The organism is Kitasatospora sp. NPDC043950, assembly GCF_056435345.1.
Genome location: NZ_JBWKER010000064.1, coordinates 25,929 through 41,926 on the forward strand (window position 1 = coordinate 25,929; position 15,998 = coordinate 41,926).

At 74.5% G+C, this 15,998-nt stretch carries 17 protein-coding genes; 9 read left to right on the forward strand and 8 right to left on the reverse strand.

Annotated features, from left to right (window positions below):
• Nucleotides 1-3: 3 nt before the first annotated feature.
• A complete protein-coding gene (locus tag AC07BF_RS32325; protein ID WP_363587769.1) occupies nucleotides 4-1,011 on the forward strand; it encodes a lysophospholipid acyltransferase family protein in 1,008 nt (335 codons plus the stop codon).
• Between the two features lie 103 nt (nucleotides 1,012-1,114).
• Here the strand turns inward: AC07BF_RS32325 and AC07BF_RS32330 are convergent, their stop codons facing one another.
• From AC07BF_RS32330 to AC07BF_RS32340, 3 genes are all read right to left on the reverse strand, one after another.
• Entirely contained in the window at nucleotides 1,115-2,437 is a 1,323-nt protein-coding gene (locus AC07BF_RS32330; RefSeq protein WP_363632227.1) for a DUF5667 domain-containing protein, read from the reverse strand.
• 270 nt (nucleotides 2,438-2,707) lie between these two features.
• Entirely contained in the window at nucleotides 2,708-3,529 is an 822-nt protein-coding gene (locus AC07BF_RS32335) for an ECF subfamily RNA polymerase sigma factor, BldN family (protein WP_363587803.1), read from the reverse strand.
• A 570-nt stretch (nucleotides 3,530-4,099) separates the two neighbouring features.
• Nucleotides 4,100-5,152 (reverse strand): HAD family hydrolase, encoded by a 1,053-nt coding sequence (locus AC07BF_RS32340; RefSeq protein WP_400986262.1) that lies wholly within the window; start codon nucleotides 5,150-5,152, stop codon nucleotides 4,100-4,102.
• Nucleotides 5,153-5,271: 119 nt separating this feature from the next.
• On the opposite strand from AC07BF_RS32340, the gene AC07BF_RS32345 reads away from it, so the two are divergent.
• From AC07BF_RS32345 to hemB, 7 genes are all read left to right on the forward strand, one after another.
• Nucleotides 5,272-5,556, forward strand: a complete 285-nt coding sequence (locus AC07BF_RS32345; RefSeq protein ID WP_478334297.1) for a glutaredoxin family protein — start codon at nucleotides 5,272-5,274, stop codon at nucleotides 5,554-5,556.
• 162 nt (nucleotides 5,557-5,718) lie between these two features.
• A complete protein-coding gene (locus AC07BF_RS32350; protein ID WP_478334298.1) occupies nucleotides 5,719-6,465 on the forward strand; it encodes a 3'-5' exonuclease in 747 nt (248 codons plus the stop codon).
• A gap of 107 nt (nucleotides 6,466-6,572) precedes the next feature.
• Nucleotides 6,573-7,460 (forward strand): redox-sensing transcriptional repressor Rex, encoded by an 888-nt coding sequence (locus tag AC07BF_RS32355; RefSeq protein WP_363587805.1) that lies wholly within the window; start codon nucleotides 6,573-6,575, stop codon nucleotides 7,458-7,460.
• Nucleotides 7,461-7,557: 97 nt separating this feature from the next.
• Nucleotides 7,558-8,895, forward strand: a complete 1,338-nt coding sequence (locus AC07BF_RS32360; RefSeq protein WP_478317665.1) for a glutamyl-tRNA reductase — start codon at nucleotides 7,558-7,560, stop codon at nucleotides 8,893-8,895.
• 41 nt (nucleotides 8,896-8,936) lie between these two features.
• Nucleotides 8,937-9,947: a hydroxymethylbilane synthase gene (gene hemC / locus AC07BF_RS32365; protein ID WP_363587777.1), complete on the forward strand. Its 1,011-nt coding sequence runs from the start codon at nucleotides 8,937-8,939 to the stop codon at nucleotides 9,945-9,947.
• Entirely contained in the window at nucleotides 9,944-11,593 is a 1,650-nt protein-coding gene (locus AC07BF_RS32370; protein ID WP_363587779.1) for a bifunctional uroporphyrinogen-III C-methyltransferase/uroporphyrinogen-III synthase, read from the forward strand. The genes hemC and AC07BF_RS32370 overlap by 4 nt, the downstream gene beginning before the upstream one ends.
• Nucleotides 11,594-11,660: 67 nt before the next feature.
• Nucleotides 11,661-12,641: a porphobilinogen synthase gene (hemB, locus tag AC07BF_RS32375; protein WP_363587781.1), complete on the forward strand. Its 981-nt coding sequence runs from the start codon at nucleotides 11,661-11,663 to the stop codon at nucleotides 12,639-12,641.
• Nucleotides 12,642-12,741: 100 nt separating this feature from the next.
• Here the strand turns inward: hemB and AC07BF_RS32380 are convergent, their stop codons facing one another.
• The 3 genes from AC07BF_RS32380 to AC07BF_RS32390 form a co-directional block, all read right to left on the reverse strand.
• Nucleotides 12,742-13,008 carry a hypothetical protein gene (locus tag AC07BF_RS32380; protein ID WP_063348859.1) on the reverse strand — a complete coding sequence of 89 codons (267 nt, stop codon included), beginning with the start codon at nucleotides 13,006-13,008 and terminating at the stop codon, nucleotides 12,742-12,744.
• A 239-nt stretch (nucleotides 13,009-13,247) separates the two neighbouring features.
• Entirely contained in the window at nucleotides 13,248-13,592 is a 345-nt protein-coding gene (locus AC07BF_RS32385) for a rodlet layer protein (protein ID WP_363587783.1), read from the reverse strand.
• A 76-nt stretch (nucleotides 13,593-13,668) separates the two neighbouring features.
• Entirely contained in the window at nucleotides 13,669-14,013 is a 345-nt protein-coding gene (locus tag AC07BF_RS32390) for a hypothetical protein (protein ID WP_030232098.1), read from the reverse strand.
• A gap of 302 nt (nucleotides 14,014-14,315) precedes the next feature.
• Between AC07BF_RS32390 and AC07BF_RS32395 the strand changes: the two genes are divergently transcribed.
• Entirely contained in the window at nucleotides 14,316-14,972 is a 657-nt protein-coding gene (locus AC07BF_RS32395; protein WP_363617823.1) for a hypothetical protein, read from the forward strand.
• Between the two features lie 79 nt (nucleotides 14,973-15,051).
• Here AC07BF_RS32395 and AC07BF_RS32400 read toward each other — a convergent pair whose 3' ends face one another.
• A complete protein-coding gene (locus AC07BF_RS32400) occupies nucleotides 15,052-15,432 on the reverse strand; it encodes a hypothetical protein (RefSeq protein WP_478334299.1) in 381 nt (126 codons plus the stop codon).
• A gap of 118 nt (nucleotides 15,433-15,550) precedes the next feature.
• Entirely contained in the window at nucleotides 15,551-15,820 is a 270-nt protein-coding gene (locus AC07BF_RS32405) for a chaplin (protein WP_063348863.1), read from the reverse strand.
• Between the last annotated feature and the right edge of the window lie 178 nt (nucleotides 15,821-15,998).

Below are 15,998 nucleotides of genomic sequence, written 5' to 3' on the forward strand. Positions count from 1 at the left end.
GCGATGAGTGCCGCAGCCGAGAACGCGCCGGGCGAGGCCAGGGTCATCCCGATCGAGTCCGCCCCCAGCTGGACCTCGCCCGACGACCCCGGGCCCGCCGACCGGCTCGCCGACGCCGTCGGCGGGGCGTTGTCCGGGCAGCTCGGTTCGGCGGCCACCAGACTGTTCGGCAAGGGCTGGGAGGGCCGGGCCGCGGACGGGCTGGCCTTCCTGCGCCGCCGGATCACCGGCGACTACGAGGTGGACGAGTTCGGCTTCGACCGGGAGCTCACCGAGGAGGTGCTGCTCGCCCTGCTGCGCCCGCTGGCCGAGAAGTACTTCCGGATCGAGGTCCAGGGAGTCGAGAACATCCCGGCCGAGGGCGGCGCGCTGATCGTCGCCAACCACTCCGGGACGATCCCGCTGGACGCCCTGATGACCCAGGTCGCCATCCACGACCACCACCCGCACCACCGGCACCTGCGGATGCTCGCCGCCGACCTGGTGTTCGTGCTGCCGGGCGTCAACGAGCTGGCCCGCAAGGCCGGCCACACGCTGGCCTGCAACGAGGACGCCCAGGCGCTGCTGGAGCGCGGCGAGGTGGTCGGGGTCTGGCCGGAGGGCTTCAAGGGCATCGGCAAGCCGTTCGCCGAGCGGTACAAGCTCCAGCGCTTCGGGCGCGGCGGCTTCGTCTCCTCGGCGCTGCGCGCGAAGGTGCCGATCGTGCCGTGCTCGATCGTCGGCGCCGAGGAGACCTACCCGATGATCGGCAACGTGAAGACGCTGGCCCGGCTGCTGGGCCTGCCGTACGTGCCGATCACGCCGACCTTCCCGTGGCTGGGGCCGCTGGGCGTGCTGCCGCTGCCGACCAAGTGGACCATCCGGTTCGGGGAGCCGATCGCCACCGACGGGTACCCGGCGGAGGCGGCGGACGACCCGATGCTGGTCTTCGACCTGGCCGACGAGGTGCGCGAGACGATCCAGCACACGCTCTACAAGCTGCTGGTGCAGCGGCGGTCGGTGTTCTTCTAGGTTTCCCGCGACCTTCGGGGGCCTCCCGTGGCCTCCGAGGCACGGCCGAGGGCCCCGGCGATCCCTGGAACTCCAGGGATCGCCGGGGCCCCGCGTCGTCCGGTCAGCCGCCGAGGAGCCGCAGCCCGGGCAGCAGGCCCGGGATCAGCGGGGGCACCTCGACGCCCTGCGGCTGGCCGGCGGCCGGGGCGCTGGGCGTGCCGGAGGGCGGCTGCGGTGCCTGCGGCGGGGCCGGGGCGGCGCTCGGCGAGGTCCTGCCGCCGGTGAGCCCGCTGGTGAGGTCCCCGACGAGCCCGTTGACGGCGTCCGGCGCGCTGCTGGGCAGGGTGCTCGGCAGGCCGCCGCCCTTGGCGCCGGTGCCGCCGGGCGTGCTGGCGCCGGTGCTGGCGGGGGCCCGCTCGGTGCCGCCGGGGCGGTTGTTGCCGCCGCTGGTCGCGCCGGTGGCACCGCCCTGGGCCGGGCCGTCGCCGGGCGCGGGGCCGGAGCCGTTCGCCGGGGTGTCGGCGGGGGCGCCGCCGGTGGCCGGGCCGGCCGTGTCGCCGCCCGCTCCGGTGCCGGCCGGGCCACCGCTCTTGGCGGCGGGCTGGGCCAGGCGCAGGGGCGCGACGTCCTCGCTTATGTCGTCGAAGAGCTGGTCGACCAGGTGGGCCTGCTGGGTGAGCTGGACGGGCAGCTGGCCCGCCAGTTCGGTCCAGCGGCCGTCCTCGCCCTGGGCGAAGCCGGCCAGGGCGCGCATCGGGCCGAGCGAGCCGTTGCTGCGGTAGACCGAGCGGAGCAGCTCGCGGCCCTTGATGGCGTCGGCGTGCATGTCGTCCAGCGCGCGGCGGACCCGTTCGACGGTGCCCGGGCTGAGCCCGGTGGCCGGGCCGGGGTGGCCGACCAGGGTCTTGGCCTCGCCGAGCCTGGTGGCGGCGTTGTCGAGCAGCAGTTCGCCGCGCTCGGAGTCGGTGTCCGCCAGGTCGAGCCTGAGCCCTTCGAGGCCGCGCTTCATGCCGTACAGCGTGTCCCCGGGGAGGGCGTTGGAGCTGGCGGCGGCGGCGCCGGCGAGGCTGCCGACGGCCAGTCCGGCGACCAGCCCGCCGATCGCGAACCGGCGGCTCCAGCGGCCGCGCGGCGCCGTCCGGATGGCCCGGTGCCGGCGTTGGCGGGGCACCGTGGCGCCCGGTCCGCCGGCGAAGGCCTGCTCGAACGCGGCCATCAGCTGGGCGCGTTGGACGGTCCGTACCTCCGGGTCCAGCGCCGGTCCGGGCATCGCGCCCAGTGCGTCGGTCAGGCCGACCAGTTGGGCCATCGCGACCGGACCGGCGCCGGTGGCAGCGGTGTTCGCCGATTCGGCGTCCGCTGCGCCGCGCTGCTCCGCCCGGTGGGCCTCCAGCGCCTCGGCGAAGGCCTTCGCCCGTCGGTGCTCCAGCACGTTTGCCGTCACGGGCCACACCTCCCTTCGTCGTTGTCGACACCCCGGCCTGCCGGACGGTTGCCTCGGCGGGCCAAAGCCACTCCATCGGGTGACAGGTCGCAATTCGGCTTGACCGTACGCCTGGTGGGGACTTGCATGCTGGCCAACGAGTGGTGCGGGCGGTGGGTTACGCACGGCTGATCATCGGATCGACCGTTCACCCGGACGTGTCGGTCGGGTGCGGACGGTGACGGCCCGTCGGGCCGCCCGCCGGCTATGCCGCCCCCGGTCACCGCGGCCTCACCGGGCGTCCGGCGGCAGCAGTCGGGCCAGGGTGCGGACGGCGCGGTACTGGAGGGTCTTGATGGCACCCTCGTTCTTGCCCATGATCCGCGCGGTCTCGGCCACCGAGAGCCCCTGGAGGAAGCGGAGCGTCACGCACTCCTGCTGCTGCGGGTTGAGCCGGTGCACCGCGTCCAGCAGGGCGGCGTTGGAGAGCGACTCCAGCACCGACTCCTCCGGGCTGCGCTCGCACTCGTTGGAGTCGAGCATCTCGCCGGTGGTCACCTCCAGCCGGAAGCGGCTGGACTTGAAGTGGTCGGCGACCAGGTTGCGGGCGATGGTCACCAGCCAGGCGCCGAAGTCCCGGCCCTGCCAGGTGAAGGTGCCGATCCGGCGCAGCGCGCGCAGGAACGTCTCGCTGGTGAGGTCCTCGGCGGTGGCCCGGCTGCCGACCCGGTAGTAGATGTAGCGGTAGACGGTGTCCGAGTAGTGGTCGTAGAGCCGGCCGAAGGCCTCGCTCTCGCCGGCCTGGGCCCGCTCGACCAGCTCCATGATCGGGTTGTGCTCGGTCTCGTAGCCGGGGCTCGGCGCGGTCCGGGCGCGGCCGCGGCCGACGCCGGTGCTGCCGGTGCGGCCGCGCGAGCCGGTGCCGGTGGAGCCGGCGGCGGTGGTGCGCAGCGCCAGGCCGGAGCCGTGCGGGTGTCCGAACGGGGCTCCGGCGGGCACGAGTTGGGGCGAGGCGGCGAGCTGGCTGCGGAGCAGGTTGCGCAGCAGGTCCAGGCCGGTGGAGATCTGCCGGTCGGCGACGGGGCGGCCGCGGAGGCCGGTGCGGGGGCGCAGGGGCGCGGACGACGGGCGGGAGGGTGCAGGCGCGTCGTTCCGGACGGGTGGGTACACGGGACTCCCAGAGGCAGAACTGTGGACGGATCACCTCCGCCTGCGCGGAGAGCACTCCCGCGCCGCCCGTTCGAGCGGGGCGCGTGGGTGACGTGCATCCAGGAGAGAATAACGCTTTGTGCAATGACAGCTACACCGTGTGGTCGAAGTGGTCGTTTGGGATCCATTTATCGCGCATATTCGGCTGACACTGACCGGACCTGTCATCGTTCATCCGGCTCAACGTGACCGTTCGGGCGCCCAGGGTGACCAATTCGGCGGTCAGGCCGGTGGTTTCCCAGTCTTGAGGCCCGGCAACCCCCGACTTTCCCGGTCTGGCGAACGATCAGAACCAGTCGCCGGGTGACAGGTTCGTTCATTGGGCCGGAAAGCCGTACCGGAAACGGGAGTTCGCCCGTACGAGGGGCCAGGTCAGAGGCCTGGTTGACGGCCGGTCGCCCGCGCGGGGAGGCCGCGGGAAGGTCGTGGGCAGGCCTGTCGGCTGGGGGCGCGACCGGGGGTGGCGGAAGCCCGTCAGGCACAGCGGCGGCGGCGGTTCAGGGCCACCCCGGCGGCCGCCGCACCCGCGAGCACCCCGAGCGCGGCCGCGGCCGGCAGTCCCACCCGGGCCGCCTTCCGGCCGGTCCGGAAGTCCCGCACCCGCCAGCCCTGGGCCCGGGCGTGGCGGCGCAGCGCGCCGTCCGGGTTCACCACGTACGGGTGGCCGACCAGCGAGAGCATCGGGATGTCGTTGGCCGAGTCGCTGTACGCGGCGCAGCGGTCGAGGTCCAGCCGCTCGTGCCGGGCCAGCGCGTGCACCGCGGCCGCCTTGGCCGGGCCGTGCAGCAGCTCGCCGACCAGCCGGCCGGTGTACCGGCCGCCGTCGGCCTCGGCGACGGTGCCCAGGGCGCCGGTCATGCCGAGCCGGCGGGCGATCACCCGGGCCACCTCCAGCGGGGCGGCGGTGACCAGCCAGACCCGCTGGCCGGCGTCCAGGTGCATCTGGACCAGGGCGCGGGTGCCGGGCCAGATCTTGTCGGCCACGACCTGCTCGAAGACCTCCTCGCAGATCGCCTCCAGGTCGGCGGTGCTCTTCCCGGCGACCAGGCCGAGCGCGGTGTGCTGGGCGTCCGAGATGTGCTCCGGGTCCTCGGCGCCGTTCAGCCGGAACCAGGCCTGCTGCCAGGCGAACCGGGCGATGTCGCGGCGGGTGAGGAAGCCGCGCCGGTAGAGGCCGACCCCGAGGTAGAAGATCGCGGCCCCGCGCAGGATGGTGTTGTCGCAGTCGAAGAACGCGGCGGCGCGCGGGTCGCCCGGCTCGGGGGTGTGGTTCTCGGCCGGGGCCTTGGGCGCCTTGCCGGGCCTGCCCGCGGCGGGCGCGGCGCTCCCGGAGCTCTCGGCGCTCTCGGCGGCGACCTCGGCCGGAGCGGTGCTCCCGGCGGGCGCGGTGCTCTCCGCGGGGGCGGTGGCCGACTCCGGCTCGGCCTGCAGCGCAGCTGCCGCCGCCTCGGCGGCAGCCTCGCCCGCCAGGGCGCTCCGCTCGGTGGTGGAACGCTTCGCCTGGGTGAGCCTTCGGAGCACGGCCATGTCATCGAGCATAGCCAGCCGGGCGCGCGGCGGCCGTGACGGCGGCGTGCCCGCGCGGTGAACACCGGGCGGTCCCGGGCCCCGGCGGGGCGGCCGCCGGGCGGGCGGACAATGGCCGGGTGAGCCCACTGCTGCGACGTGACAAGAGCCCGAAGCCCGCGCCGGCCGACCGCACCGTGACCCTGGTCGGCAAGCCCGGCTGCCATCTGTGCGACGACGCCCGGGAGGTGATCGTCCGGGTGGCGGGCGAGCTGGGCGCGACCTTCGAGGAGAGGGACATCACCCAGGACGAGGAGTTGTACCGGCGCTACTGGGAGCAGATCCCGGTGACCCTGATCGACGGCCGCCAGCACGACTTCTGGCGGGTCGACGAGCGCCGCCTGCGCGCCGCCCTCGGCGGCTGACCGCTCCCGCGCACCGCCGCTGCCGCCCCGCCACTCGGCGGGGGCGGTTCGCCGAATCGTTGTCAAAGACACCCCGGTCCGGCTTGGGCCGGGGCCGGTTGGTCGGCTTACGATCGAACGCGTTTGCGCCCGAGGGGGGCTGAGCACGCGAGGAGTGCCGCCATGCTTCCCGGCCCGACCCCTGGGACGCCCGAAGCCCCGCCGGGCGCCAGGGGCTTCGCCGTGGTGGACGTGGAGGCGACCGGCCGCAGCCCGTGGCGGCACCGGGTGGTCGAGATCGCGGTGGTCCTGCTGGACGAGCGGCTGCGCCCGGAGGGGGAGTTCGCCACCCTGCTCGACCCGCTGGGCCCGGTCGGTCCGACCCACGTGCACCGGATACACCAGGCGGACGTCGAGGGCGCCCCGCGTTTCCGGGAGATCGCCCCGCGGCTGCTGGAGCTGCTGGCCGGCCGGGTGCTGGTGGGTCACCACGTCAGCTGTGACCACAAATTCCTGGATCGCGAGTTCGCCCGGATCGGGGTCGCGCTGCCGCCCGTGCCGCTGCTGTGCACGATGCGGCTGGCCCGCGCCCACCTGCCGCAGGCCCGCGGCCACGGCCTGGCGGCCTGCGTGGAGGCGGCGGGCCTGGGCTGGTACCCGGCGCACACCGCGCTGGGTGACGCCCGGGTGACCGCCGAGCTGCTGCGGCACTGCGTCGGCGTCCCGTCCTGCCCGCCGGACGACTGGGCGGGCCCGCTGCGCGAGGCGGCCCGGGTGCCCTGGCCGCGGCTGGGCCGGGCCCGCTCCCGCCCGTTCGGCACGCCCGTCCCGCTGGTGCGCCGGGAGGCGCCGTACGGCCCGTGGCTGCCCACCGCGCCCGCCCCGGCCGTCCTCCTGGCGGAGCGCGGTGCTATGGGCTCGACGGCGTGATGCGCATCACTGTGTGGGGACAAAACGGACACCATCTTTGTGCACACGTTCACAAACGCATAGCCTGGCTGCCAAAGCCCAGCTTCACCCACAGGAGCACCGTGGCAATCGGCCGATCACCACAGAGCAGTTCGCAGACGCCCGACCAGGGCGCCGCGCGCCGACCCTCGCGTGCCCGGGGCATCCCGGAGGCGACCGTCGCCCGCCTCCCCCTCTACCTGCGCGCGCTCACCGCGCTCTCCGAGCGTTCGGTGCCGACGGTCTCCTCCGAGGAGCTGGCCGCCGCCGCCGGCGTGAACTCGGCGAAGCTGCGCAAGGACTTCTCCTACCTGGGCTCCTACGGCACCCGCGGCGTCGGCTACGACGTCGAGTACCTCGTCTACCAGATCTCCCGCGAGCTGGGCCTGACCCAGGACTGGCCGGTCGTCATCGTCGGCATCGGGAACCTCGGCCACGCCCTCGCCAACTACGGCGGCTTCGCCTCCCGCGGTTTCCGGGTGGCCGCCCTGCTGGACGCCGACCCGAACGTGGTCGGCGGCAGCGCGGCCGGCCTGCCGGTGCGGCACATGGACGAGCTGGAGTCGATCGTCGAGAGCCAGCACGTCTCGATCGGTGTGATCACCACCCCGCCCGGCGCCGCCCAGCAGGTCTGCGACCGGCTGGTGGAGGCCGGCGTCACCAGCATCCTCAACTTCGCCCCGACCGTGCTGACCGTCCCGGACGGCGTGGACGTGCGCAAGGTCGACCTCTCCATCGAGCTGCAGATCCTGGCCTTCCACGAGCAGCGCAAGGCCGGCGAGGAGCCGGACCGCACCGAGTCGGTGCTGGACCGCGCCCCGGGCCCGGTCCGGGCGGCGGCGGCCAAGCTGCGCCGCGCGGCGGGCGGCAGCGGCAAGGGCCGCGGCACCGCCGAGACCGCGGCCAAGGACCAGGCCGAGCAGGGCCAGTCCGGCAAGGGCGGGGAGGGCGATCTCCCCGCGGTGATGCCCGCATGAGCGAGCGAGTCAGCCGCAGGACGCAGGTCGTGCGAAGCGCCCGCCGAGCGGTGCGGGGCGGCATGAGTACGGACAACCGTGGGACCTGGGGGCGGGCGTGAGTCTTCTCGTCGTTGGACTGAGCCATCGCACGGCGCCGGTCGGCGTGCTGGAGCGCGCCGCGCTGACCGGTGAGGTGCCGACCCGGCTGCTGCACGACGCGGCCGCCACCGCGACCGTCGCCGAGGCCGCGCTGCTCAACACCTGCAACCGGATCGAGCTGTACGCGGACGTGGACAAGTTCCACGCCGGCGTCGCCGAGCTGTCGCTGCTGCTCGCCCATCACAGCGGGGTGGACCTGGAGGAGCTGACCTCCCACCTCTACGTCCACTACGAGGACCGCGCCGTCCACCACCTGTTCTCGGTGGCCTGCGGCCTGGACTCGATGGTGGTCGGCGAGGGCCAGATCCTCGGCCAGCTGCGCGACGCGCTGGCCACCGCGCAGGAGGAGCACACCGCCGGGCGCGGCCTGAACGAGCTGTTCCAGCAGGCGCTGCGGGTCGGCAAGCGGGCGCACAGCGAGACCGGCATCGACAAGGCCGGACAGTCGCTGGTGACCTTCGGCCTGGAGCAGGTCGCGGCGGGCGCGGGCGAGATCGCCGGCAAGCGGGCGCTGGTGGTCGGCGCGGGCTCGATGAGCTCGCTGGCCGCCGCCACCCTGGTCCGCTCCGGCGTCACCGACGTGCTGATCGCCAACCGGACGCCGGCCCGCGCCGAGCGCCTGGTCGAGATCCTCGGCTCCGGCGTGGCCCGCACCCTGGACCTGGCCAAGGTGCCGGAGGCGCTGGCCGACGTCGACCTGGTGATCTCCTGCACCGGCGCGGCCGGCGTGGTGGTCAAGGCCGGGGACGTGGCCGCCGCGGTCGCCGCCCGCACCGCCGACCAGCCGCTCGCCCTGCTCGACCTGGCCATGCCGCGCGACGTCGACCACGCCGTGCACGAGCTGCCCGGCGCCCTGCTGGTGGACCTGGAGAGCCTCTCCCACGCGCACGCCGCCACCCCCGGCGCCGGTGACGTGGACCAGGTCGGCCGGATCGTCGCCGACGAGGTGGCCGCCTTCGGCGCCGCCCAGCGGGCCGCCCGGATCGCGCCGACCGTGGTCGCGCTGCGGGCGATGGCCTCCGGCGTGGTCTCCGCCGAGCTGGGCCGGCTGGACTCCCGGCTGCCCGACCTGGACGAGCGCTCCCGCGCGGAGATCACCCAGACCGTCCGCCGCGTCGTCGACAAGCTGCTGCACGCCCCGACCGTCCGGGTGAAGCAGTTGGCCGCCGAGCCCGGCGGCGCCTCCTACGCGGACGCGCTGCGCGAGTTGTTCGACCTCGACCCGGCGGCCGTGCACGCCGTGTCGGGCACACCCGTCGGCGGCCCCCAGCCCTCGGGCGGGGGCACCAGATGAACCGTCAGCCATCCCACGAGTACCACCGGGACGATCACCTCATGAATGGTCAACCGATCACGGAGCAGACTCCGGCCGCCACCGCGACCCTGCGGCTCGGCACCCGGCGCAGCGCGCTCGCCATGGCCCAGTCGGGCATGGTGGCACGCGAGGTCACCCGGGTCACCGGGCGCCCCGTCGAGCTGGTCGAGATCACCACCTACGGCGACACCTCCCGGGAGGCGCTGGCGCAGATCGGCGGCACCGGCGTGTTCGTCTCCGCCCTGCGGGACGCGCTGCTGGAGGGCCGGATCGACTTCGCCGTGCACTCGCTCAAGGACCTGCCCACCGCCGCCCCGGAGGGCCTGGCGCTGGCCGCCGTCCCCGAGCGCGAGGACGCCCGGGACGCCCTGGTCGCCGCCGAGGGCCTGACCCTGGACGAGCTGGTGGAGAAGCTGGCCGGCGCCGGCCGCCCGGCCCGGATCGGCACCGGCTCGCCGCGCCGGATGGCCCAGCTGAACGCCTGGGCCACCGCCCGCGGCGCCGCGCTGGAGACCGTCGCGATCCGCGGCAACGTGGACACCCGGATCGGCTACGTGACCAGCGGCGAGCTGGACGCGGTGGTGCTGGCTACGGCCGGCCTCAACCGGCTCGGCCGCAGCGCCGAGATCTCCCAGCACCTCGACCCGGAGCTGATGGTTCCGGCCCCCGGCCAGGGCGCGCTCGCGATCGAGTGCACCAGCGCCGACACCGACCTGACCGCCGCGCTCGCCGCCCTGGACCACGCCCCCACGAGGGTCGCCGTGGTCGCCGAGCGGGCCCTGCTGGCCACCCTGGAGGCCGGCTGCTCGGCTCCGGTGGCCGCGCTGGCCACCTGGGTCCGACCGAACGAACTGCGGCTGGAGGGCGTGGTCGGCGACCCCGACGGCGCCGCCCTGCTGAAGATGTCCGCCAACGGTCCGATCGTCCTCGACGAGACCGCCGAGCAGCACGCGACGGCCCTCGGCCGCGCGCTGGCCGCCCGGCTGCTCGACGCGGGCGCGGCCACCCTGATGGGGGAGCGAGCCCGATGAGCCCCACCGCCGCCACCGAAACCCCGTTCCCGGGCGGCCAGTCCGCCACCGGACGGTGCACCTTCCTGGGCGCGGGCCCCGGGGACCCGGGGCTGCTGACCCTGCGCGCGGTCGAGGTGCTGTCCTCGGCCGACATCCTGGTCGCCGACCCGCTGACCGCGGTGGCCGTGCGCACCCACTGCCCGGCCGGTGTGCAGGTGCACACCCCGGCCGCCGAGGGCGCGGACTTCGACCTGGCCCGGCTGGTCGCCGAGGCCGTGCGGGCCGGCAAGCACGTGGTCCGCACCGTCGACGGCGACCCGGGCCTGGACGGCTGCGCCGCCGAGGAGATGCTCAGCTGCGCCGGCGACGGCATCCCCTTCGAGGTGATCCCGGGCGTCGCCCAGTCGGTCGGCGTCCCGGCGTACGCGGGCGTCCCGCTGCGCGGTGCGGCCGGCACCGACGTGCGCTTCGTGGACGGCACCGCGCTGCTGGCCGGCAGCCCGGTGGACCTGGGCGCGCCGGAGACCACCCTGGTGGTCCGGACCACCCTGGGCCAGCTGCCGGCCACCGCGGGCGCCCTGGTCGCCAACGGCCGCAAGCCGGAGTCGGCGCTGAGCGCCACGCTCTCCGGCACCACCACCCGCCAGCGGACCTTCACCTCCACCCTGTCCGGCATCGCCGCCGACCTGAAGGCCGCCCGGGTGCTGCCCTCGCCGGTCTCCGCCCCGGTGGACCCGGCGACCTCGGTGATAGCCGTGGTGGGCGAGCAGGTCGCCCACCGGTCCTCGCACTCGTGGTTCGAGACCAAGCCGCTGTTCGGCTGGAACGTGCTCGTGCCGCGCACCAAGGAGCAGGCCACCGGCCTGTCCGAGCAGCTGCGCTCGTACGGCGCGGTGCCGCAGGAGGTGCCGACCATCGCGGTCGAGCCGCCGCGCACCCCGCAGCAGATGGAGCGGGCCATCAAGGGCCTGGTCACCGGCCGCTACGAGTGGATCGCCTTCACCTCGGTGAACGCGGTCCGGGCGGTCCGGGAGAAGTTCGAGGAGTACGGCCTGGACGCCCGCGCGTTCGCCGGGATCAAGGTCGCGGCGGTCGGCGAGACCACCGCGCAGGCCCTGGTGGACTTCGGCGTGAAGCCGGACCTGGTGCCCTCCGGCGAGCAGTCCGCGGCCGGCCTGCTGGAGGACTGGCCGCCGTACGACCCGGTGTTCGATCCGATCGACCGGGTCCTGCTGCCGCGTGCCGACATCGCCACCGAGACCCTGGTGGCCGGCCTGGTCGAGCTGGGCTGGGAGGTCGACGACGTGACGGCGTACCGGACGGTGCGCGCCTCGCCGCCGCCGGCCGAGACCCGCGAGGCGATCAAGGGCGGCGGCTTCGACGCGGTGCTCTTCACCTCGTCCTCGACCGTGCGGAACCTGGTCGGCATCGCGGGCAAGCCGCACAACGTCACGGTCATCGCCTGCATCGGCCCGGCCACCGCCAAGACCGCCGAGGAGCACGGCCTGCGGGTCGACGTGATGGCCCCGGCGCCGTCGGCGGCCGCGCTGGCCCAGGCGCTGGCAGACTTCGGGGCCAGGCGCCGCGACACCGCCACGGCCGCCGGCGAGCCGGTCTACCGGCCCAGCGAGCGCCGTCCGGGTTCGCGCCGCAAGGCCCGCTGACACCCTCGGGACCGGGGGCGGCGATCCGTCGCCCCCGGCACTGCACAACCGTTCGGAGAGAGAAGCCGTGTCCGCTGAATTCCCGTACGTACGCCCGCGCCGGCTGCGCCAGAGCCCGGCGATGCGCCGCCTGGTCGCCGAGACCCGGCTGCACCCGGCGGAGCTGATCCTGCCGCTGTTCGTCCGCGAGGGCGTCAGCGAGCCCGTCCCGGTCACCTCCATGCCGGGCGTGGTCCAGCACACCCGGGACACCCTGCGCAAGGCCGCGGTGGAGGCGGCCGAGGCGGGCCTGGGCGGCCTGATGCTGTTCGGCGTGCCGGCCGTGCAGGACGCCACCGGCAGCGAGGGCACCAACCCGGACGGCATCCTCCAGCAGGCGATCCGCGACGTGGTCGCCGAGGTCGGCGACGCCCTGGTGGTCATGTCCGACCTCTGCCTGGACGAGTACACCGACCACGGCCACTGCGGCGTGCTGGCCGCCGACGGCAGCGTGGACAACGACGCCACCCTGGAGCGCTACGCCGAGATGGCCCGGGTGCAGGCGGACGCGGGGGTCCACCTGGTCGGCCCGTCCGGCATGATGGACGGCCAGATCGGCGTGATCCGGCGGGCGTTGGACGAGGCCGGGCACCAGGACGTGGGCATCCTCGCCTACACCGCCAAGTACGCCTCGGCGTTCTTCGGGCCGTTCCGCGAGGCGGTCGGCTCCTCGCTCAAGGGCGACCGCAAGAGCTACCAGCAGGACCCGGCCAACGCCCGTGAGGCGCTGCGCGAGCTGGAGCAGGACCTCGCCGAGGGCGCCGACCTGGTGATGGTCAAGCCGGCCATGGCCTACCTGGACATCCTGCGCCAGGTCGCCGACGCCTCCCCGGTGCCGGTCGCCGCGTACCAGGTGTCCGGCGAGTACGCGATGGTCGAGGCGGCCGCGGCGAACGGCTGGATCGACCGGGAGCGGATGATCATGGAGACGCTCACCTCGATCCGCCGCGCCGGCGCCGAGCAGATCCTCACCTACTGGGCGGTCGAGGCCGCCGCGATGCTCAAGTAGTCGGCGGTCACTCGCCCGCTCGCCTCAGGCTCGCTCGGGGCGGTGCGGGCAACGAGAAGGCCGGGCCGTTCCCCGTGGGGGCGGCCCGGCCTTCCGGGTTCTACTTCCAGCCGTTGATGTGCGCGAAGCCCTCGCCGCCGCCGATCACGTCGGTGGAGGTGGCGGCGCCGCCGCCGAAGCCGCCGGCGATGACGTCGCTGGTGTGGCCGACGCCGAAGCCGGCACCGGCCACGAACGGCTGGTCGCCCGAGGCGACGAACTCGCCGCCGCCCGCGAAGCCGACGTGCGCGAACGCCGGGGTGGCGGCACCCGCGAGCGCCAGCGCGGCGGTGGCGGTCAGTGCGGCCTTGGCCAGCTTGCTCTTCATGGAAATGCCCTCTCTTTCGGAGCGCCCCGGCGGGCGCTGCCTCTGACACGTGATCACATCCGGCCGTTCGGGTCGGCACCCCACGCGCCGGTCCGAACGTCCGCTCACCCGGCCGGTCCGCGCCTGTTCGGCGGCGGCCGGCCGGACACCTCGCCCGTGGCGCCTCGAGCGCCCGTAGCGCCCGGAGGGCCCGGGGAGACGTACCTCCCCGGGCCCTCCGTCCGTGCCGTGCCCCTTGATCAGCCGATCAGGTGCGAAACGCCCGCGTCGCCCGAGGACTGGGTGTTCTGGCCGACGTTGCAGATCTGCTTCGGGGTGCTGTTCAGGATCGGCACCTCGACCGGAACCGCGACGCCGACCACGGCGACGGCGATGTTGTGGACCTCCGGCAGGCAGATGTTCGCGTTGTCCAGGGTGTGGAAGTTCGGGCTGCCGTTGCCGTGGGTGCCGGTCTGGTTGGTGCCGCCGTTGCCCTGGACGGAGGTGGCGGCGCCGTCCGAGTCGACGATGGCGGAGGCCGAGCCGGCGGACATCGCGATGGCGGCGGCGGCCAGGCCGGCGGCGGCGAGGGACTTCTTGATCATTTCCGGTTTTCCTCTCGAGGGGTGAATCGGGGAGCGATTCGAAGGGTGGTTCAGGGGAGTGCAGCTGGGGGAACGGTCAGCCGATCAGGTGGGACACGCCCGCGTCGCCGTGGCTCTGGGTGCCCTGGCCCTGGGTGCAGTACTGCTTGCCACCGCTGTTGGCGATCGGGACCTCGACCGGGACGGCCACGCCGAGCACGCCCACCGCGATGTTGTGGATCTCGGGGAGGCAGACGTTCGCGTTGTCCAGGAAGTGGAAGTTCGGGCTGTTGTTCCCGACCGTGCCGGTGAAGTTGGTGCCGCCGTTGCCCTCGATGGAGGCTGCGGCGCCGTCCGCGTCACCGATCGCCGAGGCGGGCGCGGCGGCGGCGGCCAGCGCGGCGACGGCCAGGCCGGCGGCGGCGAAGGACTTCTGGATCATGGGGAGATCCCTCTCTGAAATGCTCTTGGTTTCCGTGCGTACAACGCGTAGAACGCTCAGACCCGGTCTGCAGTCACTGACGTCCAGATCAAAGAATGACGGCACGGAAGGTTACGGGGATTTTTGAAAAGAGTCCGGGAGGCGCGTCGAAGAGTGGTTTCCGGTCGGATTATTAGGCCGAACCGGTTAACCGCCGCAATCCGTACTCACGGTCACTCGTTGAGGCAGATTGCTTTCCGGCTGCGCCCCGCAGCCCCTCCCTTCAGGGATCTCCAGTACGGACAGGCAGAACGGTGAAAAGCATGAAGTTCTCCAAGCGGGCCGGCGCGATGCTGTTGGCGGTCGGTGCGGGCATGCTCGCCTCCCAGGGAGCGGCCAGTGCCGCCCCGGTCAGCCCCGACCAGGTCGGTGCCCTGGAGGACAAGCTGGCCACCCAGCAGGTCCCGGCGGACGTTCCGCTCACCCCGCTCGGCAGCCGCGTCACGGCCGGCATCCCGACCTCGCTGCTCCTGCCGCCGGCGCCCGGCCGCACCACCAGCACCGAGCTCATCCCGGACCGGCTGGTCCCCGAGCTGCAGACCGGGAAGGTCGGCCCGAGCGCCAAGGCCCAGTTGCCGCTCCCGCTGGTCGACCAGGGCGCCGACCTCGGCCAGGTGCTGCTGGAGGCCCCGGCCGCGCCGCTGCACGCCGACACCCCCGGCCTCGCCGTCGGCAAGCCGCTCGCCCTCGTCCAGGACGGCACCGGCCAGCTGGCCGACGGCCGGCTCAAGGTGGGCGAGGTGGACCCGCGACTGGTCACCGGCACGGTGCAGGCCGTTCCGGGTGCCACTGCCAGCCTCGGCGACGACGACCACCCGATCTCGGTCACCGACAAGGTGGGCGACCTGGCCGCGACCACCACCGCGACCACCACCGGCGTGGTGCAGCAGACCGGCCTGACCGACCTGACCCAGCTCTGAGCCCAGCGGCTCCGGGCACGGTGGAGCCCGGCACCCCGGACGCGACCGGGGTGCCGGGCTCCCGCCTGCGCCGGGCGGCTCAGCCCGGCAGCACGCCGGTCAGCCCACCGAGCAGCGGGAGGTCCCGGATGCCGCCGCCCGCGCTCAGCGGGCCGGTCAGCCCGCCGGTGCCGACCGGGGCCAGGCCCTGGTCGGGCTTGACGGTCGCGCCGTTGTTGAGCACGTCGGCCGAGGAGTTCGCCCACGGGTCCAGGCGCAGGTCCTTGACCGGCGCGAGCCCGTAGCCGAGGCCGGAGGTCGTCCCGTTCAGCGCCTGACCGACATCGGTCTTCGCCAGCTTGGCCGGGCCCGACGCGGGGGCCGAACCGGTCGTGGTGGCGGCCTGCGCCGAGCCGGTGCCGAGCAGCACCGTGGCGCCGACGGCGACGACCAGGCAGGCCCCGCTCTTCTTCGAAACCATGCGGATCACCCTTCGGTGGATCGGGGGCCGGACGGCCACCGGCCGCCCGGGGATGCCGAACTGCCCCCCGGCCGGCTGGTCGGGGGGCAGTACGGCCGGAACGGGTGCCGATCGGGGATCAGCAGTCGTCCGCGGGCGGCGGGGGGAGCTCCACGTTGGCGCAGCTGTTGCCGAACGCCGGGTTCAGCAGGCCGACGATGTTGATGGAGTTGCCGCACAGGTTGACCGGGATGTGCACCGGGATCTGGACCTGGTTGCCGGAGACGACACCGGGGGAGCCGGCGGCCACGCCCTCGGCGCCGGAGCTGGCGGCGGCGGACCCGGCCGCGCCGAGCACCAGGCCGGCAGCGGCGGCGGACAGGACGGCGGCCTTCTTCACGTTCTGCATGGGGGTTGATCTCCTCGATCACACACGGGTGGAGCGTGGGGGGGGGGGGGGGGGGGGGGGGGGGGGGGGGGGGGGGGGGGGGTTGGGGGGGGGGGGGGGGGGGGGGGGGGGGGGGGGGGGGGGGGGGGGGGGGGGGGGGGGGGGGGGGGGGGGGGGGGGGGGGGGGGGGGGGGGGGGG